Below are 22758 nucleotides of genomic sequence, written 5' to 3'. Positions count from 1 at the left end.
AATAAGTTTATCCACGGACGGTCTCCCTTGTTGAGATCTGCAACGACCTCATTCTGGCACATTGCGATGCCGTCGGGGGCCGTCCACCCCAACACGGACCCAGATGTCCGCTCCGCTCCGGTTCTCGAAAACTACGTTATCCGGCTCGGCTGAGCGAATTCTGAAAAGCCCTTTGGAATTGGCTGGAACAATCTTCCGGCACTTCCGTCCCGGCGGTTTCGTGGCTATCTATGACATGCGCCGTACAGCAGTGCGGCGCATGATTCATTTCATCGCCGAGAGTGTCCGCCCATGATGCGTCAGTATGAGCTTGTCGAGCGCGTCCAGCGCTACAAGCCTGACGTCAACGAGGCATTGCTCAACAAGGCCTACGTCTACGCCATGCAGAAGCATGGCCACCAGAAGCGCGCTTCCGGCGACCCCTATTTCTCGCATCCGCTCGAAGTCGCCGCCATCCTCACCGAAATGCATATGGATGAGGCCACGATCGCCGTCGCCCTGCTGCACGACACTATCGAGGACACCACGGCGACCAGGGCCGAGATCGATGAGCTGTTCGGTCCAGAAATGGGCAAGCTGGTCGAAGGGCTGACCAAGCTGAAGAAGCTCGACCTCGTGTCGAAGAAGGCGGAGCAGGCGGAAAACCTGCGCAAGCTTCTGCTGGCGATCTCGGAAGATGTCCGCGTGCTCCTCGTCAAGCTCGCCGACCGCCTGCACAACATGCGCACCCTCGACCATATGCCGGAGGCCAAGCGCCTGCGCATCGCCGAGGAAACGATGGACATCTATGCGCCCTTGGCCGGGCGCATGGGCATGCAAGGCATGCGCGAGGAGCTGGAGGAGATCGCCTTCCGCTTCATCAATCCGGAAGCCTATCGCGCCGTTACCGCCCGGCTCGCCGAAATCTTCGAGCGCAACAAGGACGTGTTGTCCGAGATCGAGAAGGCTCTTTCGGGACTGTTCGAGAAACACGCCATCAAGGCCGGCGTCAAAAGCCGCCAGAAGAAGCCGTGGTCGGTGTTCCGCAAGATGGAGGCCAAGGCGCTGTCCTTCGAGCAATTGTCCGACATTTTCGGCTTCCGCGTCGTGGTCGACTCTGTCGAAGACTGCTATCGCGCGCTGGGGGCCATCCACACCACCTGGTCGATGGTGCCCGGCCGTTTCAAGGACTACATCTCGACGCCGAAACAGAACGACTACCGTTCGATCCACACCACCATCGTCGGTCCTTCGCGCCAGCGTGTCGAGCTGCAGATCCGCACCCGCGAGATGAACAAGATCGCCGAATACGGCGTCGCCGCCCATTCGATCTACAAGGACACCGGGGGCAAGACGAACGGCGCCGTGCACGCGATCTCGAAGGAAACCAATGCCTATGCCTGGCTGCGGCGCACCATCGAGCAGCTGGCAGAGGGCGACAACCCGGAAGATTTCCTCGAAAACACCAAGCTGGAACTGTTCCAGGACCAGGTGTTCTGCTTCACGCCGAAGGGCATGCTGATTGCCTTGCCGCGCGGCGCCACGCCGATCGATTTCGCCTATGCCGTCCACACCGATGTCGGCGACACCTGCGTCGGCGCCAAGGTCAATGGCCGCATCATGCCGCTGATGACGGAACTGAAGAATGGCGACGAGGTCGAGATCATCCGCTCCAAGGCTCAGGTGCCGCCGGCCGCGTGGGAATCGGTCGTCGTCACCGGCAAGGCGCGCGCCGCCATCCGCCGCGCCACCAAGAATGCGATCCGCAAGCAGTATTCCGGCCTTGGCGCGCGTATCCTGGAGCGTGCCTTCGAACGAGCCGGCAAGACCTTCACCAAGGAAAGCCTGAAGCCCGTCCTGCACCGGTTGGCGCGCAAGGACATCGAGGATGTGCTGGCGTCCGTCGGTCGCGGCGAACTGGCTTCCACCGATGTCATGAAGGCGGTCTTCCCTGACTACAAGGACGAGCGCGTCACCCCCGCGGCTCCCAAACAACGCGAGGAGGGCTGGTCGAAGATCCGCAACGCCGCCGGCATGCTGTTCCAGATTCCGGGCCGGGCCGCGCGCAAGGACAAGGACCAGCCAGGCGCCGGCGCGGTGCCGATCCGTGGTGTGCGCGGCGACCTGCCGGTGCGCTTCGCGCCGGAAGGCGCGGTCCCTGGCGACCGTATCGTCGGCATCGTCCAGCCGGGCACCGGCATCACCATTTATCCGATCCAGTCGCCGGCGCTGCAGGCTTTCGACGACCAGCCGGAGCGCTGGATCGACGTGCGTTGGGACATCGACGAACGCACCAAGGAACGGTTTCCCGCGCGCGTCTCGGTCACCGCCATCAACGCGCCGGGTTCGCTTGCCGACATCGCCCAGGTCGTTGCCTCCAACGACGCCAACATCCATACGCTGTCGATGGTGCGCACCGCGCCCGATTTCACCGAAATGCTGATCGATCTCGAAGTCTGGGACCTGAAGCATCTCAACCGGCTGCTGTCGCAGCTCAAGGACAATTCGAGCGTCAGCGATGCGCGGCGCGTCAATGGCTAGCGATAGCCGACCATGGGGGACGAGATGAATACCGACGAAGTGCTGGGCATATTCCGTGAGGCTGGCGCTGTTCTGGAGGGTCATTTCATCCTGACGTCGGGCCTGCGCAGTCCAGTCTTCCTGCAGAAGGCACGGGTGTTCATGCATGCCGACAAGACCGAGCGGCTGTGCAAGGCGCTGGCCGAGAAGATTCGCGCCGCGATCCCAGGCAAGATCGACTATATCGTCGGGCCGGCGATCGGCGGGCTGATCCCGGCCTACGAAACTTCGCGCCACCTTGGCGTGCCGGCGATCTGGGTGGAGCGGGAAGGGGGCGAGTTCCGCCTGCGGCGCTTCGAGATCGACCGAGGCGCGCGCGTCGTCATCGTCGAGGACATCGTCACCACCGGATTGTCGATCCGCGAAACCATCGATTGCCTGCGCGCCCTTGGTGCAGAGGTGGTCGCGGCCGCCTGCATCATCGACCGATCGGCCGGCAAGACCCATGTCGGCGTGCCGCTGATCGCGCTTGCCGAATATGAGGTCCCAACCTATCCGCCGGATAGGTTGCCGCCGGAGCTTGCCGCCATCCCGGCCATCAAGCCGGGCAGCCGCAACATCTGAGGAGGTCGCATTGATCGTCGGTATCGACCATTTCGTGCTGACGGTGGTGTCGCTCGACGCGACCTGCGCCTTTTATCAGCGCGTGCTGGGCTTCGAACGCGTCGACACGCCGGGCCGGCCGACGGCACTTGCCTTCGGCAACCAGAAGATCAATGTCCACGAGATCAGCCGCACCTTCGAGCCGAAGGCGACGTCGCCGACGCCCGGATCCGGTGACTTCTGCCTGATCACCGACCGGTCGCTCGATGAATTCCTTGCCGGCCTCGAAGCCAATCACGTAATGGTGGAACTCGGGCCGGTCGAACGCTTCGGCGCGCAGGGGCCGATGATGTCGGTCTACTTCCGCGATCCGGATGGCAACCTTGTCGAAGTCAGCCAGTACCTGCGGTAGCATATCGATCATTGGCTGCGACAATTAGCCGAAACCGCTTCTCAAATTCGCCGCGATTGTCCGATGTTGGAGGAGACGGACCTTACCCGAATTTGGCGGTGCGGCCGCTGCGCGGACGGCCTCCAGTTGTTGTCGGGGTCGCGGATGGCTATATCAAAGTCGCGATTGCCTTCTGGCGACCGTAAAGCGCAAGATGTGGTGGTCGAAGCCCGGCTGGAAACAGCGGGCCTGTAAGCTGTGAATTGTCGGGTAAGGAAGAGAGTGCTTTTTCGTCGCCGCAAACCTGATGGTCTTTTCGAGCGGGTGCGCACCTATCTGTGGCCGCGCCGTTCGTTTTCGCGCTCGCTTCAATATTTCTCCAAGCGCATCCTGCGGCTCAAGGCCACCCCGCATGCGGTGGCGGCTGGCGTCGCGGCAGGTGTTTTTGCTTCGTTCTTCCCCGTCGGTTTCCACTTCATCATCGCCGCCGTTCTTTGTTGGGTGATCGCCGGCAATCTGGTGGCAGCGGCTCTCGGAGCCGTGTTTTTCGGCAATCCGCTGACCTTTCCGCTCTTGTGGGGCGCGTCCTGGGAAACCGGCAAGCTCATCTTGCACGATCGCCTGCCTACGCATGGGCCGCCGGCGCATCTGGGCGAGATGATGCACAAGCTTTCTTTCGCCAAACTATGGCATCCCGTACTGGAGCCCATGCTGATCGGGGCGGTGCCGCTCGGGCTTGTGTTCGGCCTGGTGTTCTACGGCATCACGCGCTGGGGCATGAATGTCTTCCGCGAACAGAGGCGCAAGCGGCTGGCAGAGCGCGCGAGACGCCGTGAGCATTCGCCTCATCCCGGCGGAAGCATCGGTTCCGCCACCCAATGATCATCGGCATCGGCAGCGACCTGATCGACATCACACGCATCGAGAAATCGCTTGAGCGTCATGGCCAGCGCTTCATCCAGAGGATCTACACCGAGGTGGAGCAGGCGCGTTCGGAGAACCGGCGCGCCCGCGCGGCTTCCTACGCCAAGCGCTTTGCCGCCAAGGAGGCTTGTGCCAAGGCACTGGGCACCGGTCTGGCGCAAGGGGTCTTCTGGCGTGACATGGGTGTCGTCAACCTGCCCAGCGGTGCGCCGACGATGGCGCTGACCGGCGGAGCCCTGGCGCGGCTGGAGAAGATCCTGCCGCAAGGTCATCGGGCAGCGATCCACCTCACCATCACGGATGATTTCCCGCTCGCTCAAGCCTTTGTGATCATAGAAGCGCTACCGGTCGAAGAAGCGCCACATTGATTGCATCTGACGACCGGCATTGACGTTGCCCAGCGCGCGCCGAGACTCTATACCATCCAACGCACAATCGAGGACGACATGAGCGTGGCTGAAAAATCCCAGAAGAAATCCGGCGGGCTTGGCGAAACCGTCAGCGTCATCGTCCAGGCGCTTTTGCTCGCCCTGGTCATTCGCACGCTGCTGTTCCAGCCGTTCTCGATCCCGTCGGGCTCCATGCGGCCGACGCTTCTGGAAGGCGACTATCTGTTCGTCACCAAATGGTCCTACGGCTATTCACGCTATTCGCTGCCTTTTGGACCGGACATTTTCTCGGGCCGTATCTGGGGCTCCGAGCCCAAGCGTGGTGACGTGGTGGTGTTCAAGTTCCCGCCGGATCCGTCCGTCGACTATATCAAGCGCGTCATTGGCCTGCCCGGCGACAAGATCCAGATGAAGGATGGCCAAGTCTTCATCAACGGCGTCGGCGTGCCGCGCGTCAAGACTGGCCAGATCGACAATCCCGACATCACGGAAAAGGATTATCCGATCGATGTCTATCGCGAGACGCTGCCCGACGGCGTCAGCTACGACACGCTGGATCTGTCGCCGAACTCGATTGGCGACAACACCCGCGAATTCGACGTTCCCCCCGGCCACTATTTCATGATGGGCGACAACAGGGACAACTCCGCCGACAGCCGCTTCACCGTCGGCTATGTTCCGGCCGAGAACCTGGTCGGCCGCGCCAACCTTGTCTTCTTCTCGATCGCCGGCAAGGCAAGCCCGCTCGAAATCTGGAAATGGCCGTCGCTGATGCGCGCCTCGCGCCTGTTCCATTTCGTCAACTAGGGTCATGGCGGCACCAAAAAGGTTGACCGCCGATGCGCTCGCCGAAGCGCTTGCGGAACGCACGGGCCATGCCTTTGCCGACCGTCAGCGCCTGCAGCGTGCGCTTACCCATGCCAGTGCGCGAGGCGCCAATGCGGGCGCCGATTATGAGCGGTTCGAATTTCTCGGCGACCGGGTTCTTGGCCTTGTTGTCGCCGATATGCTGTTGGCTGCCTTTCCCGATGCCGCGGAAGGGGAGTTGTCGCTGCGGCTCAATGCGTTGGTCAATGCCGAGGCGCTGTCTGACATCGCCGAAGATATCGGGCTGCCGGACCTGATCCGTGCCGGGTCGGATGTGCGCGGGCTCGAGGGACGCAAGCGCGTCAACCTGCGCGCCGACGCACTGGAATCGCTGATCGCCGTGCTGTATCTTGATGGTGGTCTGGAAGCAGCCCGCGCGTTCATCCACAGATACTGGCAGCCGCGTTCGCAAGCCTCGGGTGCCGCGCGCCGCGACGCCAAGACCGAATTGCAGGAATGGGCGCATCAGGCGGCGAGTGCTGTTCCCGCCTATCAGATCGACGGCCGGGAAGGCCCCGATCACGATCCGCTGTTTACCGTCAGCGTCAAGGTCGGCGCGTTTCAGCCGGCAACCGGCAGCGGCCGCTCCAAGCGCGAGGCCGAACAGGCCGCCGCTGCTGCCCTTCTGGTTCGCGAGGGCGTCTGGGTTCATGAAGGGAGTGCGGCATGACCGCCGAAGACACCGCAGCCGCTCCTATCACGCATTCCGGCTTCGTCGCGCTGATCGGCGCGCCCAATGCCGGCAAGTCGACGCTGGTCAACCAACTGGTCGGCGCCAAGGTCTCGATCGTCACCCATAAGGTGCAGACGACACGCGCGATCGTGCGCGGTATCGCCACGCACGACAACGCGCAGATCGTCTTTGTCGACACACCGGGCATCTTCAAGCCCAAGCGGCGGCTGGACACCGCGATGGTGACCACCGCCTGGGGCGGCGCCAAGGATGCCGATATCGTGCTGCTGCTGATCGACGCCGAGCGCGGCATCAGGGGCGACGCCGATGCCATCCTCGAACGGCTGAAGGATGTGCGCCAACCGATGGTGCTGATCCTCAACAAGGTCGATCGGGTGAAGCATGAGGCGCTGCTCGCCCTGTCCGCGGCAGCGAACGAGAAAGTGCCGTTCCAGCGCACCTTCATGGTCTCGGCGTTGACCGGCTCCGGCTGCAAGGACCTGCTCGACTACCTGGCCAAGGCGCTGCCGGCCGGCCCGTGGTACTACCCGGAAGATCAGATTTCCGACTTGCCTATGCGCCAGCTGGCGGCCGAGATCACCCGCGAGAAACTCTATCTCAGGCTGCATCAGGAACTACCCTATTCCTCGCACATCGAGACCGAGAAATGGGAAGAGAAGAAGGACGGTTCGGTGCGCATCGACCAGACCATCTTTGTCGAGCGCGACAGCCAGAAGAAGATCGTGCTCGGCCACAAGGGCGAGACCATCCGCGCCATCGGGCAGGCCGCGCGGATGGAAATATCAGGCATATTGGAGCAGAAGGTGCACCTGTTCCTGTTCGTGAAAGTGCGCGAGAATTGGGGCGACGACCCCGAGCGCTATCGCGAGATGGGGTTGGAGTTTCCGCACTAGGCGTGATCCCGAGAAGTGAGCGCCGTTTTCGGGAAAGGTCATGCTTGAGGTAGCGATCGATGCCGCCTTGGTGCGCCGGCTGATTGCCGCGCAATTCCCGCATTGGAAGAATTTTGCGGTCAGGCCGGTTGATTTTGGCGGCTGGGACAACAGGACCTTTCATCTCGGCGACGAGATGACCGTGCGGTTGCCGAGCGCCGCCGCCTACGCCCTGCAAGTGGAAAAGGAACATCGCTGGCTGCCGACATTGGCGCCGTTGCTGCCACTGCCCATTCCCGTACCGCTGGCGATGGGCGTTCCTGCCGAGGGCTATCCCTGGCATTGGTCAGTCTATGGCTGGATTGAGGGCGAGATCGCGAAACGGGAACGTATCGCAAATCTGTCGGAATTCGCGGCGGACCTGGCTCGGTTCCTGGTTGCGTTGAAACAGGTGGACGCGACCGATGGGTCAGCGCCTGGGCAGCACAATTTCTTTCGCGGCGGACCGCTGACGGTCTATGACGGCGAGACAAGGCAAGCGATCTCGGCACTCGGCAGCCGCATCGATGCCGGCGCCGCCACCGCCGTCTGGGAGATGGCCCTTGCCGCGGCCTGGGAAAGTCCGCCCGTCTGGTTCCATGGCGATGTCAGCCGGGGCAACCTCCTGGTCGAAAAGGGCAGGTTGAGCGCCGTGATCGATTTCGGCACCTCCGGTGTCGGCGATCCAGCCTGCGATCTGGCGATTGCCTGGACGCTGTTCGAAGGCGAAAGCCGGGACACGTTTCGCGCCTGCCTCGCGGCAGATGAAGCGACCTGGGCGCGCGGGCGTGGCTGGGCGCTGTGGAAGGCATTGATCACCGCCGCCGGGCACATAGACGTGGCTTCGGCCGAGATCGAAGAATCGTGGCGAGTGATCGATGCGGTGCTGATCGATCGCGAGCGCCAGGCATGAGGCGAGACGCGTGGCGCCGTCATCGGGCGGCGCTGATGGATCAAAAAACCTGCTGTCCCGGCAGCTTTCGCATGGGCCTCTATCGTCGGTTGAGCGCTCAAGAAATTGGCCAGATTTGACTTGAGAATCTGATGTTGAAAAATAACATATTCGACATTTGTTAGACAACGTGCGCAATTGACTTGAAAATAATGGAATAAAACTAGAAGGCTGGAGTCTAAAGTAAAAGACATCCGGGATTATTACATAAAAATGACGATGTGCCATTTGTGCCGATTTGAAAATCGACCTGGGACGGTTAGTGTTATTTGTGCAACACCGATTTAATCTGTGGCGTGAATCCGGCATATTTGCGGAATTGTCATTGAAGGCGGAAGATTGGTGGGTATGTTCGCCGCGAAAAGGGGACGCGGTGCGAGCCTTTTTTCATTGTGGGGGTGAGCGGGAAAACATATCCGCCAGCCACAATTCGGAAGCCATTTATTAACTTGACTGGAGAGGTCAGAAAATGAACATCAAGAGCCTCCTTCTCGGCTCAGCCGCGGCACTGATCGCGGTGTCCGGCGCACGCGCCGCGGACGCTGTCGTCGTCGCCGAACCGGAACCGGCCGAATACGTCAAGATCTGTGACGTCTACGGCGCCGGCTATTTCTATATCCCGGGCACCGAAACCTGCCTGCGCATCGGCGGCTATGTCCGTTACGACATCGGTGTCGGCGATTCCGGCTCGCTCGATGGCGTCAACCACGTCCCGGATCATCAGGACGCCGGCACCACTCATTCGACCTACTACAAGAACACCCGCTTCACGCTGAAGACCTGGACCGGTCAGGAGACCGAGCTCGGTACCCTGAAGACCTACACCGAGACCCGCTTCAACTACGGCAACAGCTCCGGTGACTATACTAATCAAGCCGCCTCCAACGCCGACGATTGGACGGGTCGTAACAAGTCGCTCTCGCTGCGTTTCGCCTGGATTCAGCTCGGCGGCTTGCGCGTCGGCAAGGACGATACGGCTTTCGATACGTTCATCGGCTATGCCGGCAACGTCATCCAGGACACGCTGGTTCCGTATGGCGGGCAGGAGAGCAACGTCGTTCAGTACTACTTCGACGCAGGCAATGGCTTCTCGGGGCTGGTCTCGCTCGAAGAGGGTGCTGGCAAGGTCGGCACCATCGACAGCTATGTTCCGCATGTCGTCGGCGGTTTGAAGTACAAGGGCGACTGGGGTTCGCTCACCGGCGTCGTGGCCTATGACAGCAACTATGAAGAAGTCGCTGGCAAGGTTCGCCTCGACGTCAAGGCAACCAACGAGTTGTCGCTGTTCATCATGGGTGGCTACGGTACCGACGACAATCTCACCGACGATGCGAACAACGCCATCGATGCACACGGTCGCGGCTTCTACAAACAGTGGGGCGGCAACTGGGCGATCTGGGGTGGCGGCACCTACAAGTTCAACGACAAGACCTCGTTCAACGCCCAGATCTCCTATGACGACTGGAAGAATCTCGGCATCGCCGCGAACGTTGCCTATACCGTTGTGCCCGGCTTTACGGTCACGGCTGAAGTCGATTACCTCAATGCTGGAAAGTTCGACGACGCAGATTTCAGCAACTGGACCAAGGCCAACAAGAAGAGCAGCGTCGGCGGCATTCTCCGCTTCCAGCGCTCGTTCTAACGGATCGACTGACCTCACTAACCGCCCGCAGCACATCGCTGCGGGCGGCTTTTTTATGCGTTGTTGCGGGAGACGGCCCAGGCGCTCAGGCCCATAGCTTGATTTCGCCACCCGATCGGTGAAAAGCTCGTGATATGGAATGGCGCGACGAGGGAATCATTCTCGGCACCCGCAAGCATGGCGAAACCAGCGCCATTCTCGAGGTGATGACGCGTGCCCATGGCCGCCATCTCGGCCTCGTGCGTGGCGGCCGCTCGCGCAAGCTGCAACCCGTTCTCCAGCCCGGCAATCGCGTCGATCTCTTGTGGCGCGCGCGCCTTGACGAGCATCTGGGTACCTTCCAGGCCGAAGCGATCGAGATGAACGCCGCCCGGCTGATGGACAGTGCCATCGCCGTCTACGGCCTTCAGACGATGGCGGCGCATCTGCGCCTGCTGCCCGAGCGTGATGCCCATGGGGGCCTTTACGAGGCGCTTTCGGTGATGATCGTCCACCTGGACGATGCCGACGCCGCCGGCGAGCTGGTGGCGCGTTTCGAGCTTCTGATCCTCGATGAACTCGGCTTTGGCCTCGATCTCAGCCAATGCGCCGCCACCGGCACCAAACAGGACCTTGCCTATGTCTCGCCGAAATCGGGACGCGCGGTGTCGCGTGAAGCCGGAGCACCATGGCACGACAAGATGCTGGTGCTGCCTGCATTTCTGCAGCGCGGCTCCGGCCTGCGCGCGAATCATGCGGCGATCGCGGACGCCTTCCGCTTGACCGGTTTCTTCTTCGCCCGCCATGTCTACGAGCCGCGCGGCATCGATCAGCCCGACGCGCGCGCCGGTTTTCTTGCAGCGTTGCGCAAGCACCACGCAACGCACAAGCCCATCGCCGGAGAGAACGCGGCCAGAGAAATCATCAGATGAGCGAAGTCGAACTCTATCCAGGCCGGGTCTCGCCGCTCGGCCTCGGCACCATTCCTCACGCCGACATCCTGAAATACACCGGCCTGGAATTGCTTCAGCGAATCATCGACGGCAAATATCCAGCACCGCCGATCTCCTTCCAGCTCAGCTTCGCGTTGACCGAAGTATCGGAAGGTCGCGCCGTATTCCGCGGCGTGCCGAACGAACGTCACCTCAACCCGCTGGGTGGCGTTCATGGCGGCTGGGCGGCGACGCTGCTCGATTCGGCGTTGGCCTGCGCCGTGCAGTCACTGCTCGACAGGGGCGAGGCCTACACGACGGCGGAGTTCAAGGTGAACCTCACGCGGCCGATAACGCCCAGGACCGGCGAGGTGGTCTGCGAAGGCAGGGTGGTCCACAAAGGCCGCACGCTTGCCGTTTCGGAAGCGACGCTGAAGGACGCCGGCGGCAAACTGCTGGCTTTCGGCACCGAGACATGTTCGATATTTCCAGCCGCCAATCTGGCGGCACGTTGAGTTTTCAGCCGTTTGGCCGCCGCATTTGAATGTCAATGAGACGAAACGTCAGTGAAAACTGGCCTGGTTTGGGGGAACCGCCATGTTTGAAAGCCTGATCGGCCTTGTCGCCATCATCGCCTTGTTCGTCATCATTTCGCGCCAGCAGAGCCGCATCGGCCTGATCGAGCGCGAACTTGGCGCGTTGCGCAGTCTCGTGCTTTCGGGCGCTGTATCGCCCGCGGCCAAGCCGTCGGAACAGGAAGCGGCCGAGGGCGAGGCCTACACGGCACCGGTGGCCGCGCCCGCAGCCGATATCGCCCCGGCAGCAATCAGCGAGCCCGCGCCGGTACAGGCCACCGAGGCGGAAATCCCGGCCGCAGAGAGTGTGCCCGGTCCTTGGAGCACCCCCGAGGCAACACCGAAAACGCCAGAGGTCTTGCCGGCTGCGGTCGCCAAAGCCGCTCGCCAGTCCGACGTCGAAACCGCGCTCGGCACGCGTTGGGCGGTCTGGGTCGGTGGCATTGCGCTTGCTCTGGGCGGCTTGTTCCTGATCCGCTACACCATCGAGGCCGGCATTTTCGGTCCCGGCGTGCGGCTCACCATGGCGGCCGTGCTCGGTTTGGTGCTGGTCGCCGCGGGCGAGTTCATTCGTCGCACCGGATTCAAGGTGCCGGTGCAAGGGGTTGCCGGCGCTTATATTCCGGCGGTCCTGACTGCAGCCGGTGCCTTCATCCTGTTCGGCACCGTCTATGCCGCCCATGGTGTTTACGGCTTCATCGGCCCGGCGCTTGCCTTCATGTTGCTTGGTGCGATCGGCATTGCCACCATCGCCGCCGCTCTCGTCCATGGCCAGGCGCTGGCTGGCATCGGTCTCGTCGGCGCCATGGTGACGCCGGTGCTGATCGCTTCGCAGGCGCCCAATCCCTGGGCGTTGTTCGGCTATCTCGCAATCGTGCTCGCCGCCACCGGCGTCATCGCCCGCATGCGCGACTGGAAAGCGCTGATGGCGGCTGCCTTTTTCGGCACCGGCATCTGGACCATCCTCTACATGACCGACGCACCGGGCGCGAACCTCTCCGCGATCCTGTTCATCGACACTGTGACGCTGGCTGTGCTTGCCCTTGTCTGGCTGAGCAGTCGCGGCGACGAGACCGGACCAGCAAGGATCTTTGACTGGCCGTCCATCGTGCCTGGACTGTTCGTCGCCTTCTCGGCGCTGGGCCTCTCGGTTGACCCGGTCTTCGCCGCTGCCGGTGATGCCTTGCCGGGCGCGGTGCTGCTTATGGTGATGGTAGCGGTCGCGCTCTACCGCCCGCTGGCGCTGCCACTGCTTTATGCCCCCGGACTGGCGACGGTACTGATCTATCTCGGCATCATCCCGCCGACCTCTATCGCTTCCGATTTTTCGAGCGGCGCTTTGGGTGTTGATGGGATGCCTTTGGCCACTGCCAACGCGCTGAGCTTGCGCCTTGGCATCGGCCTTGGCGTGGTCTTCATTGCCGCCGGTCTCTGGGCCGCGCGCCGTTTCGCCGCCTCGGCGCAGATCCGAGCAGCCTCGTGGGCTGCATGGGGTGTCATCGCGCCTCTGGTCATCCTGCTGGCGCTCTGGTTCACCTTCGGCGATCTCGACCGTGACTTTGTCTATGCCGCCGTTGCGGCCCTGCTGGTCGTGGTCTTCGCCGCCGGCGGCGAGTGGATCGCGCGGGCTGAGGAACCGCCGCTCAGGGGCGGCGTGGCAGTGTCGTTTGCCTTGGGTGGCGCAGCGGTCGCCAGCCTCCTGATGCTGCATATGGCTTTTGGTTCCGGCTGGACCACCACCTTGCTCGGTGCCGCGGCAATCGTGCCGGCGCTCGCCACGCGCTGGCGCTCTTATCCCGTGCTCGGCTGGATTTCAGTCGCCGCCGTCATCGCGGTGCTTGGCCGCGTCGCCTTCGACCCGACGATCGTCGGCGCCGAGTTCCTGTCAACGACACCGGTCTTCAACTGGTTGCTGCCGGGCTATGGCGTGCCGGCGCTCGCCTTCGGCTTCGCGGCCTGGCAGCTCGCCAACACCACCGATGGCCGACCGCGCCTTGCCATGGAGGCGGCGGCGGCACTGTTCGCGCTGCTGACGCTCGCAATACTGGTGCGTCACGCCATGCATGGCGGCGTCATCAACAGCGATGCGCCGACGCTCGCCGAACAAGCGATCTACACGCTGATCGCCATCGGTGCCGGCGCCATCCTGATCGCCATCGACAGGCGCTCGCCAAGTTCGGTGCTGCGCTATGGTTCGATGGCGGTGGGCGTGGTCTCGGTTGCCTTTGTCGTCATCCAACATTTCCTGGTGCTCAATCCGTTGTTCACCGACGAATCGACCGGTCGGATTCCGGTTTTCAATCTTTTGTTCCTGGCCTATCTCCTGCCGGCCGTCGCCGCTGGCGGTCTGGCGCTCTATAGCAGGGGCAAGCGGCCGAAATGGTATTCTGCCATGCTGGCGCTGGTGGCGGCGCTGCTTGCCTTCGCCTATGCCACGCTCTCGGTGAGGCGCCTGTTCAAAGGCGAGTTCATCGGCTTGTGGAGCGGCCTTGGCCAGTTGGAGACCTATACTTATTCGGCACTCTGGCTGGTGATCGGCGTAGCGCTGCTCACAGCTGGCGTCTGGCTGAAATCGCAGGTGCTGCGCATTGCTTCGGCCGGGCTGATCGCGGTTGCCGTGCTGAAAGTCTTCCTCTTCGACATGTCGGAACTGGAGGGTGTGCTCAGGGCGCTGTCCTTCATCGGTCTGGGTGCGGTGCTGATCGGCATTGGCCTGTTCTACCAGCGGCTTTTGACGCGGGCGGCGAAGGAAAAAGGATAATCGCCTGCGAATCATTGGTTTTCTTTGCCGGTCGGGAATAAACCGGCACCCGCCGGCGTTATCTCGTTGCTTGGGTGACCGGAGCGGTGGACCGCTTCGCGCTGGCCGCTTGCGCCGTGCCGGGAAGGCGCGTTCAATCGAGATCAACAAGGGCGACCTCAGAACCAGCGGTCATGAACGAAAAGAAGGCAGCAATCCTTGGCGAAATACCGCGCCTGCGACGCTACGCACGCTCGCTTCTGCGCGACCGCGATGCTGCCGACGATCTCGTTCAGGACTGCCTCGAGCGCGCGCTGTTGCGGCTCGACAATTGGCAGACAGGAGAAAGCCCCAGGAGGTGGCTATTTACGATCATGCATCATTTGTTCATCGACCAGATGCGCAAGGTGAACCGCCGCGGCGAAGCGGCGATGCTGCCGCTGGAAGCGGGCGAGACGGTTGCGCAGCCGCCCGAACAGTTGGAGGGCATCGCTTCGCGCGAGATCATCGACGCATTGCAGGCGATCAGCCCGGATCGCCGCGCGGCGCTGGTCATGGTCGCCATCGAGGGCTTTTCCTATGCCGAAGCCGCCAACATTCTGGGTGTGCCCGCGGGCACGCTGATGTCGCGCATCGCGCGTGGCCGTGAGGAACTGCGCGGGTTGCTGGACGACACAGCACGCCGCCGAGCCATAAGGATCGTCGAGAAATGATCCGCCGCGATTTTTCCGAACGGGACATCCACATGGCGCTCGACGGCGAACTGCCGTCCGATGAACGTGCCGCCTACGATGCCTGGCTCGACTCCAATCCCGAGATGAAGGCCAGGAGCGCCCGCTTCACCGCCGACCGGGAGGCATTGCGCTCGGCTTTTGCCGGCGTACTGGATGAGGCTGTACCAGTGCGCCTGCGCAAGGTGGTGCTCGGCGAAGCGCCTGTTAAGGTTTCGGTGCCACGCTCACGCTGGTGGCTTGCCGCCGCCGCGGCCGTGCTTCTCGCCACGGGCGGATTTGGCGGCTACTTTGCCGGCATCGGCGGCCTCGGGCAGGAAGATCCGGCGGAGGATCAGCTCGCCGAACAGGCGATCGCCGCCCACGTCATCTATGCCGCCGAGAAGCGGCATGCGGTGGAAGTTCCGGCCAGCGACAAGGATCATTTGCAGACCTGGCTGTCCAACCGGATCGGCCTGAATCTGGTGGTGCCGGACTTGAGCGCGAACGGCTTCCAATTGGTTGGTGGCCGGTTGCTGCCGGCCGGCGAAAGCAAGGCCGCGATGCTGCTTTACGAAGACGACAAGGGCGAACGCATATCCCTCTTCGTAACGGCGGAATCGACCGAGAATGCCAAGGGTACTTACGCTTCGGCGCAGGACGGTCCGCAGGCGGTCTACTGGCTGGACAAGGGCTATGGCTGTGCCGTCGTCGGTTCGCTGCCGCGCGAGCAATTGGCGGTCGTGGCCAAGAACGCGTATGGCCAGCTTTTGGCCGGGCTGGCCAGTTGAGCCGGTTGCGAACTTGCGCGGCCGACTGACTTGAAAACAGCGATTGCGTTCAAAGCTTGCCAGCTTCCCTGTCGTGGCGGAAACTGTCACAATTCGGCCCTAATCAAGGAGCGATAGCGCATGATGAATACCGGCGCTTCGGCCGGTGTCCGCGACGCTTTTGACCGGGGCCGTTTTCCGCAACGCAATCGAGGTTTTCTCAAGCCGCATGCCTGCCGAGATCCGCAAGGCCCGCGCGTCAGACGTCGATGATCTCGCCGCCATCGAGAAAGCCGTGTTCTCGAGCGACCGCATTTCCCGCCGCTCCTTCCGCCAGTTCATCGAGCGGGAGACCGCCGAGACGCTGGTCGCCGAAATCGACGGCCGCGTCGGCGGTTATGCGATCGTGCTGTTTCGCAAGGGAAGTGGGGTGGCACGGCTCTATTCCATAGCCGTCGGACCGTTCTTCGGCGGGCTCGGCATAGGCCGCCAATTACTGTCCGCGGCCGAAGAGGCAGCCTTCGAACACGACCGCATGATGCTGCGTCTCGAAGCGCGCGAGGACAATGGCCGCGCCATCCATATCTACGAGCAGGCCGGCTACCGCAAGATTGGCCGTGAGCCGGGGTACTACGAAGACGGCGCGACGGCGCTACGCTATGAAAAAACCCTGCGCGGCGACCTTCCGGTCGCCACCAGGGTGCCGTTCTACCAGCAGACCTGCGAGTTCACCTGCGGTCCATGCTGCCTGATGATGGCCATGGCCAATTTCGATGGTGGCTTCGTACCCGACCCGGTGATGGAAATCCGCCTCTGGCGCGAGGCAACGACCGTCTTCATGATGTCTGGACCAGGCGGCTGCGAACCATTCGGTCTGGCCGTTTCGGGGTACGAAAGCGGGCTTGCTGCGGAGATTTACGTTTCCTTCTACGGCGCATTGTTCCTGCAATCGGTGCGTAGCGAGGAAAAGCGCCGGATCATGGAACTGGCACAGGTCGACTTTCGCCGCCGCGCGGAACTTTACGGCATCCCGGTGAATTACCGTCCGTTCACCATCGACGATATAAGGGCGGCTCTCGCTGGTGGCAAACTGGTGCTGGTGCTGATCAGCGGCTTCCTGATGTTTGGCAAGAAGGTGCCGCACTGGGTGCTGGCCATCGGCGATGATGGCGATCATATTCTGATCCACGATCCGTGGGTCGAGGATGAAAGGCAGGAAACCATCCTTGATGCCGCCAACATTCCCGTGCCTTACGGCATCTTCATGAATATGGCGCAGTTCGGCCGCGACGGACTGCGTGCCGCCATCACTTTGGGAAAGAGATAATGACCTGGGTCATTCTTACCGGCAGGCAGAGCGATCTCGACCAGGTGGCGACACCGCACAAGATCATCACCAATCGTGACTATCTCGCGCATCCCTCGCTGTTCCGCGGCCAGCGGCCGAAGGTCATCAACCTGTCGAACAATTACGGCTACCAGAGCCGCGGCTATTATGCGTCGCTGCTGGCAAGTTCGCGCGGCCACAAGGTCATCCCGACCGTCGAGACGATGATCGACCTGTCGGAGCGCAAGCTCTACGAGCACGCCCTGCCGGAACTGGAACTGGCGCTCAACAAATGCCGCAAGGATCTCGGCGGTATATTCCCGGCGAAGGTCTGCATCTTCTTCGGCATCGGCCCGTCCAAGGTCTGGGACCGTTTTGCCAAGCTGTTGTTCGACTGGTTCCGGGCGCCGGCGCTCGAAGTCCACATCAAGGACAGCGCCGAATGGGCTTCGATCCGCAAGATCGGCTTCCACCCGCTGGCGCGCATGACCGAGGACGACGAAAAGAGCTTCATCCAGTGCCTGGAGACCTACACCAACCGTGAGTGGCGCGACACCAAGGGCCGCACGCCGGCGCGGTACACCTTCGCCACGCTGGTCGATCCGCATGAGGAATTGCCGCCCTCGGAAATCTCCTCGCTGCGCTACTGGGCCAAGATCGCCGAAAAGATGGGGGTCGAAATCGAGCCCATCACCAGGAAGGATCTCGCCAAGCTCGCGAATTACGATGCGCTGTTCATCCGCGAGACCACCTCGATCTCCAATCATACCTATCGTTTCGCCCGCCGCGCCCAGCAGGAAGGCATGCCTGTCATCGACGACCCGCTGTCGATGATCCGCTGCACCAACAAGGTCTATCTCAACGAACTGATGGCCTACAACAAGGTGCCGGTGCCGCCGACGGTGATGATCGCCGGCGCCTCCGATCTCGAACTCGCGGCGCAGACGCTGGGTTTTCCGCTGGTGTTGAAGATCCCGGATTCGTCATTCTCGCGCGGTGTCAAGAAATGCGCCAATTTCGAGGAGCTGAAGACGCTTGCCACCGAATGGCTCGAGGATTCCGATCTTCTGATCGCGCAGAAATTCATCCCGACCGAATATGACTGGCGTGTCGGCGTGCTTGGTGGCCAGCCGCTGTTTGCCGTGCATTATCTGATGGCCAAGAAGCACTGGCAGATCGTCAACCACAAGGCTAATGGCAAGCCCGACCAGGGCGGCATCAAGACCTTCACGCTGAAGGAGACGCCGCCTCATGTCGTCGAGACGGCAGTGAAGGCGGCGCGATGTATCGGCGATGGTCTCTATGGGGTCGACCTCAAGGAGACCAAGGACGGCGTCTTCGTCATCGAGGTCAACGACAACCCCAACCTCGATCATGGCTGGGAGGATTCCGGCGAGAAGGATGAGGTCTGGGTGCGGCTGACGCAGTGGTTCCTGGAGCGGCTGGACAGGCCGGGACGGTAATCAAACGAGGGGAAACATGCAGTTCATCGTCATCGAGGATTTCACCGGCTGCGACCGCAAGGAAATCTATCGCCGGTGCCGCGACCGTGGGCGCCTGAAGCCGGAGGAGCTTGTCGTGCATCATAGCTGGATCGCGGCCGATATGAGCCGCTGTTTTCTGCTGGTGGAGACCGATGACGTCACGCTGCTGCAGCGCTGGGTCATCGAATGGGCTGATCTGGTCGAGTTCGAGATCGTGCCCGTGGCGGCCAACAAGGACATGGTGGCGGCCTTGAGCGCGCACCTCTGACCATCGCCCCACCCAGTCAGCGCAGCGCCGGCGAGCCCACGGCGCGCTGGCATTCATCGATCAGCCAATCGCGGAACGCGGCCACGACATCGCGCCTTGCGCTTCGCTCCGGGACGGTCAGGCAATAGGGCTGTCGCAGGGCAATTGCGCTCTTGGCGGGGCGGACCAGCCGGCCGTCCTCCACCGCCTCGGCACAGTAGATCCCTTGCGCCAGTGCCACGCCCAGCCCCGAAATGGCGAGGTCGAGGGCCGCGCGCGACGAATTGGCCGAGAGGCCGCGCCGTACCGCCCGGCCAGATTGGGCACCCACCGCCTCGAACCAGTTGCGCCAGGCCGGAAACGATGCGCCGGTCGGTCCCCAATCCGTGTGAATGAGCGGCAGCCCGGCGAGCGGCTCGCCGCCCGCCTTGGTCATGCCGGCAAGCTTTGGCGCGCAGACGGGGTAGACCGCATCCCTGGCAATGTCCTCGGTCGGATGCTCGCGATAATGCGGGCCGTAGGAGAGCCTGATGTCGATCAGCTCGCGGTCGAACGGCACCGGGTCGTCGTCGCCCCGGAGCGATATGTCGGCGTCGCCATGGCTTGCGACGAAGCCGGCCAGACGCTGCGAAAGCCAACCCATGGCCATGGATGGCGGCACCGATACCACGAGGCGCGGGCGGAATGCGTCGCCGGCAAGCTCGCGCGAGACGCTGCCGATCTCCTGAAAGGCCACGGTCAGCCGCGGCAGCATTTCCACGCCGGCCTCGGTGAGGACAACGCGCCGGTTGACCCGCTGAAACAGCTTGCGGCCCATCTGCTCCTCCAAGGTGCGGATAAGCTGGCTGACGGCGGCGGCCGAAACCGACAGCTCCTCCGCCGCCGCGGCAAAGCTGCCCGTACGTGCCGCGGCCTCGAAAGCCTGAAGCCCTTTCAGGGATGGAGATGTGACCATGATCGCCCGATAGATAAGCTTACCTTATCCAAATCGCAGGAATCGTCGTTTTTGGAAAGTTTTTTCGCCGACTAGAGTGGTCGTCATCAATCTCCAGCCTGGATCGAAGCCGATGGACCATCGCGACATCATCGCGTCACTGACACCGGAAGAGCGCAATCGCCTGACGGCCAAATCCGATGTAGCGGGCCTGTTCCAGCTCGGCGCTCACTTGGGCGCGATTGTCATCATTGGATCGTTGATCGCGGCCAAGGTGCCGTTCTGGCCATTGCTGATGTTGCCGCAGGGCATTCTGATCGTGTTCCTGTTCACGCTCCTGCACGAGACGGTTCACCGCACGGCTTTCGAAACACAGCGGCTGAACGACGGCGTGGCGCGGCTGTGCAGCCTGGCGATCGCGCTGCCGGCCGACTGGTTCCGCTACTTCCATTTCGCTCACCACCGATACACGCAGGATCCGGACAACGATCCCGAGCTCGCTTTCCCCAAACCCGAGACCTTGCGGCAATACATTGTCCACGTCTCGGGCCTTCCGGCGTGGTGGGGGCATGTCAAGACGCTGTACACCAATGCAGTTGGTGGTAGTCAGGAGAGCTATGTGCCGCCGAAAGTTCGACCCAAGGTACGGGCCGAGGCGCGCGCCATGATCGCCTTCTACGCTGTGGTCATTCTGCTCACCGTCTATTTCCGGCTCACCGTGCTGCTCTATGTCTGGATCATTCCCGCACTATTCGGGCAGCCATTCCTGCGCCTCTATCTGCTGGCCGAGCATGGCCGCTGTCCGTTCGTCGCCAACATGCTGGAGAACACAAGAACCACGCTGACCAATTGGGTGGTGCGCAAGCTGGCCTGGAACATGCCGTTCCATGCCGAGCATCATGCCTATCCCGGAGTGCCGTTTCACCAATTGCCGCGGTTTCACGCTCTGATCGAGCGGCATCTGAAGGTGGTCGAGCCCGGCTACGTCAGCTTCCACGAGAAATACCTGGAAACATTGAGCTGACATTGTCCCGATGCCGTCAGCCGGTTTGGCTGCGCGTCGCACGCGACTTCAATAGGCGCTGGATCTCGGCCGGCTTCGATGGCACGCCGATCAGATAGCCTTGCGCCTCGACACAACCATTGTCGCGCAGCATGTCGAGTTGCCTCTCGGTTTCGACGCCCTCTGCCGTGACCACGATGCCAAGCTCGGCACCCAGCCCGATGATGGTGCGAACGATCGCCGCCGTGTCGCGGTTGCCCATGTCGCGAATGAATGATCGGTCGATCTTGATCTTGTCGACCGGAAACCGTCTGAGGTAGCCGAGCGAGGAATAGCCGGTGCCGAAATCGTCCAGCGCGATGCGGATACCGAGCTCACGCAACTGACGCAGCGTTTTCAGCACGGCTTTGCTCTCGTCCATCAGCACGGTTTCGGTGATCTCCAGTTCCAGCTGTCCGGCCGGCACGCCGGAAAAAGCCAGCGCCGAGATGACGCTGCGGGCAAACCCGCTGCTTTTGAGCTGCACCGCCGAGACATTGACCGCGATGCGCAAACCCGGCGGCCAGCTAGCCGCCACCGCGCAGGCTTTCCTCAGCGCCCATTCGCCAAGCGGCACGATCAGTCCTGTCTCTTCGGCGACCGGAATGAAGTCGTCCGGCGCCACCCTGCCGCGCGCTGGTGAATGCCAGCGCATCAAGGCCTCCGCGCCGATGATCTCGCCCGAGGCGATGTTCATGATGGGCTGGAAATCGAGATCGAATTCCTGGCGCGGCAGTGCCGCCTCCAGATCGACTTCAAGCGCCCGGCGGGCCTGCACCACGGCGTCCATTCCAGGTTCGAAGAAGCGATAGAGGTTTCGCCCATCGTTCTTTGCCCGATAGAGCGCCGTATCGGCGTTCTTCAGCAGCGTGTCGGCGTCACGGCCATCGGCGGGGAAAACGGCGATGCCCAGGCTGACGCCGACATGCATGTCCCGGCCCTTGTCGCGAAATGGTTTTGCGATTGCCTCGACGATGCGTTTCGCCAGTTTCTCGGCATCGGCAATGCCCACGGAGTTGGATTGGATGACGACGAACTCATCGCCGCCGAAACGGGCGATCATATCTGCATCATTGCGCAGGCAACGCTGCAGTCTTTCGGCCACACTCTTCAACAGCCAGTCGCCGGCGGGGTGTCCCCAGGTGTCGTTGACCGCCTTGAAGCGGTCGAGGTCGAGCGAGAAGATCGCGAGCGGTGTAGCGGCCACATCCTCCAGCGCAAGGTCGAGCCGCTCGCGAAACATCGATCGGTTGGGCAGTCCGGTCAGCATGTCGTGATGCGCGAGATGGGTCATGCGCTCTTCGGCCAGGCGACGTTCCGTGACGTCGTCGAACGTCGCCACCCAACCGCCGCCACTCATTGGCTGGCGCACGACCAGAAACGTCCTGCCGTCGGCAAGATGGCGATAGGTCGAATGCATTTTTCCCGCCCGCCGGCAGGCTTCGGTCTTGGCGACTTCGCTGTCGACGTCGATCTTCGTGTAGATGCCGAGTTCCAGCAGTCGTTCGAGCGCGTCGCGATGCGTCGTTCCAAGCGGGAAGTCGGCCGCCGTGACGTTGTACAGTTCCAGAAAACGCCCGTTGCGCACGATCATTTTGCCGTCGGCGTCGTACATCAGCAGGCCTTGCGACATGTTGGCGAGCGCTGCGTCGAAGCGGCGATGCTGCTCCTTGAGATCATGCTCGGCGCGCCGCTGTTCAGTAATGTCCTCGTAGATCGAGACCCAGCCGCCCGGAGCCAGCGGCCGGTGCGAGATAAGGATGATGCGGCCGTCCGACAGGATTTCTTCGTAGGTCGAAGGCTTCGCCTGGTCGATGTAGGGCTTGCGGATGGCATAGAGCTCGTCGGCGCTTTGCGAGGCGACGCCGAGATCGACGCTGTGCCGCAGGATGTCGATGAAGCGGATGCCTGGCCGTACCAGCTTGGCGTCGAGGTGGAAGATGTCGATGTAGTTGCGGTTGCAGATGATCATGCGTTCATCGGCGTCGAACATGCACAGGCCATGCGACATGTTTTCGACAGCGGCTGAAAAACGTTCGTTCTGCTCGCGCAGCTCATCTTCAATGCGGCGCGACCGCTCCACGCCTCCGGCCACCCGTTCCGGGACGATCGAACCATCCTTGACGACGGGCATGAGGCGCCCCTG

General features: G+C 62.4%; 21 protein-coding genes. 19 read left to right on the top strand and 2 right to left on the bottom strand.

Annotated elements, in window-relative coordinates; genetic code table 11:
• The first annotated feature begins 291 nt into the window (after positions 1 to 291).
• The 18 genes from O7A70_RS26470 (at position 292) to O7A70_RS26385 (ending at position 18657) form a co-directional block, all read left to right on the top strand.
• A complete protein-coding gene (locus tag O7A70_RS26470) occupies positions 292 to 2520 on the top strand; it encodes a RelA/SpoT family protein (RefSeq protein WP_027144191.1) in 2229 nt (742 codons plus the stop codon).
• A 24-nt stretch (positions 2521 to 2544) separates the two neighbouring features.
• Positions 2545 to 3123, top strand: coding sequence for an orotate phosphoribosyltransferase (pyrE, locus tag O7A70_RS26465; protein WP_337143001.1), 579 nt, complete (start codon positions 2545 to 2547; stop codon positions 3121 to 3123).
• A gap of 10 nt (positions 3124 to 3133) precedes the next feature.
• Positions 3134 to 3514, top strand: a complete 381-nt coding sequence (locus tag O7A70_RS26460) for a VOC family protein (RefSeq protein ID WP_337143000.1) — start codon at positions 3134 to 3136, stop codon at positions 3512 to 3514.
• 261 nt (positions 3515 to 3775) lie between these two features.
• Positions 3776 to 4375 (top strand): DUF2062 domain-containing protein, encoded by a 600-nt coding sequence (locus tag O7A70_RS26455; protein ID WP_140746702.1) that lies wholly within the window; start codon positions 3776 to 3778, stop codon positions 4373 to 4375.
• Entirely contained in the window at positions 4372 to 4785 is a 414-nt protein-coding gene (gene acpS / locus O7A70_RS26450; protein WP_015318576.1) for a holo-ACP synthase, read from the top strand. Before O7A70_RS26455 ends, acpS begins: the two co-directional genes overlap by 4 nt.
• A 78-nt stretch (positions 4786 to 4863) precedes the next feature.
• A complete protein-coding gene (gene lepB / locus O7A70_RS26445; protein ID WP_027144187.1) occupies positions 4864 to 5613 on the top strand; it encodes a signal peptidase I in 750 nt (249 codons plus the stop codon).
• Positions 5614 to 5617: 4 nt separating this feature from the next.
• A complete protein-coding gene (gene rnc / locus O7A70_RS26440; RefSeq protein ID WP_337107735.1) occupies positions 5618 to 6343 on the top strand; it encodes a ribonuclease III in 726 nt (241 codons plus the stop codon).
• Positions 6340 to 7260 (top strand): GTPase Era, encoded by a 921-nt coding sequence (gene era, locus O7A70_RS26435; RefSeq protein ID WP_337142999.1) that lies wholly within the window; start codon positions 6340 to 6342, stop codon positions 7258 to 7260. The genes rnc and era overlap by 4 nt, the downstream gene beginning before the upstream one ends.
• A 40-nt stretch (positions 7261 to 7300) precedes the next feature.
• Complete coding sequence (locus O7A70_RS26430; protein WP_337142998.1) at positions 7301 to 8191, top strand: aminoglycoside phosphotransferase family protein; 891 nt, start codon at positions 7301 to 7303, stop codon at positions 8189 to 8191.
• Positions 8192 to 8699: 508 nt separating this feature from the next.
• A complete protein-coding gene (locus tag O7A70_RS26425; protein WP_337142997.1) occupies positions 8700 to 9872 on the top strand; it encodes a porin in 1173 nt (390 codons plus the stop codon).
• 134 nt (positions 9873 to 10006) lie between these two features.
• On the top strand, positions 10007 to 10783 hold the full coding sequence (gene recO, locus O7A70_RS26420; protein WP_337142996.1) for a DNA repair protein RecO: 777 nt from the start codon (positions 10007 to 10009) through the stop codon (positions 10781 to 10783).
• Positions 10780 to 11298: a PaaI family thioesterase gene (locus O7A70_RS26415; protein WP_337142995.1), complete on the top strand. Its 519-nt coding sequence runs from the start codon at positions 10780 to 10782 to the stop codon at positions 11296 to 11298. The genes recO and O7A70_RS26415 overlap by 4 nt, the downstream gene beginning before the upstream one ends.
• Before the next feature lie 82 nt (positions 11299 to 11380).
• On the top strand, positions 11381 to 14119 hold the full coding sequence (locus O7A70_RS26410; RefSeq protein WP_337142994.1) for a DUF2339 domain-containing protein: 2739 nt from the start codon (positions 11381 to 11383) through the stop codon (positions 14117 to 14119).
• A 173-nt stretch (positions 14120 to 14292) separates the two neighbouring features.
• A complete protein-coding gene (locus tag O7A70_RS26405) occupies positions 14293 to 14811 on the top strand; it encodes an RNA polymerase sigma factor (RefSeq protein ID WP_027144179.1) in 519 nt (172 codons plus the stop codon).
• A complete protein-coding gene (locus O7A70_RS26400; RefSeq protein WP_337142993.1) occupies positions 14808 to 15599 on the top strand; it encodes an anti-sigma factor family protein in 792 nt (263 codons plus the stop codon). The genes O7A70_RS26405 and O7A70_RS26400 overlap by 4 nt, the downstream gene beginning before the upstream one ends.
• A gap of 208 nt (positions 15600 to 15807) precedes the next feature.
• The gene (locus O7A70_RS26395; protein WP_337143009.1) at positions 15808 to 16905 is read left to right on the top strand and encodes a GNAT family N-acetyltransferase/peptidase C39 family protein; all 1098 of its coding nucleotides are present in this window, start codon (positions 15808 to 15810) and stop codon (positions 16903 to 16905) included.
• Positions 16905 to 18368 (top strand): RimK family protein, encoded by a 1464-nt coding sequence (locus O7A70_RS26390; RefSeq protein ID WP_337142992.1) that lies wholly within the window; start codon positions 16905 to 16907, stop codon positions 18366 to 18368. Before O7A70_RS26395 ends, O7A70_RS26390 begins: the two co-directional genes overlap by 1 nt.
• 16 nt (positions 18369 to 18384) lie before the next feature.
• Positions 18385 to 18657 (top strand): DUF3303 domain-containing protein, encoded by a 273-nt coding sequence (locus O7A70_RS26385; RefSeq protein WP_337142991.1) that lies wholly within the window; start codon positions 18385 to 18387, stop codon positions 18655 to 18657.
• A gap of 16 nt (positions 18658 to 18673) precedes the next feature.
• Here O7A70_RS26385 and O7A70_RS26380 read toward each other — a convergent pair whose 3' ends face one another.
• Positions 18674 to 19591, bottom strand: coding sequence for a LysR substrate-binding domain-containing protein (locus O7A70_RS26380; RefSeq protein ID WP_337142990.1), 918 nt, complete (start codon positions 19589 to 19591; stop codon positions 18674 to 18676).
• A gap of 112 nt (positions 19592 to 19703) precedes the next feature.
• Between O7A70_RS26380 and O7A70_RS26375 the strand changes: the two genes are divergently transcribed.
• A complete protein-coding gene (locus O7A70_RS26375) occupies positions 19704 to 20594 on the top strand; it encodes a fatty acid desaturase family protein (protein ID WP_337142989.1) in 891 nt (296 codons plus the stop codon).
• Positions 20595 to 20610: 16 nt separating this feature from the next.
• On the opposite strand, the gene O7A70_RS26370 is transcribed toward O7A70_RS26375, so the two are convergent.
• Positions 20611 to 22746 carry a putative bifunctional diguanylate cyclase/phosphodiesterase gene (locus O7A70_RS26370; RefSeq protein WP_337142988.1) on the bottom strand — a complete coding sequence of 712 codons (2136 nt, stop codon included), beginning with the start codon at positions 22744 to 22746 and terminating at the stop codon, positions 20611 to 20613.
• Positions 22747 to 22758: the final 12 nt, after the last annotated feature.

This window comes from Mesorhizobium sp. Cs1299R1N1, assembly GCF_037179655.1.
GTDB lineage: Bacteria > Pseudomonadota > Alphaproteobacteria > Rhizobiales > Rhizobiaceae > Mesorhizobium > Mesorhizobium salmacidum.
Note: the sequence above shows the minus strand (reverse complement) of the source record. Positions and strands in the feature narration are given on the sequence as shown.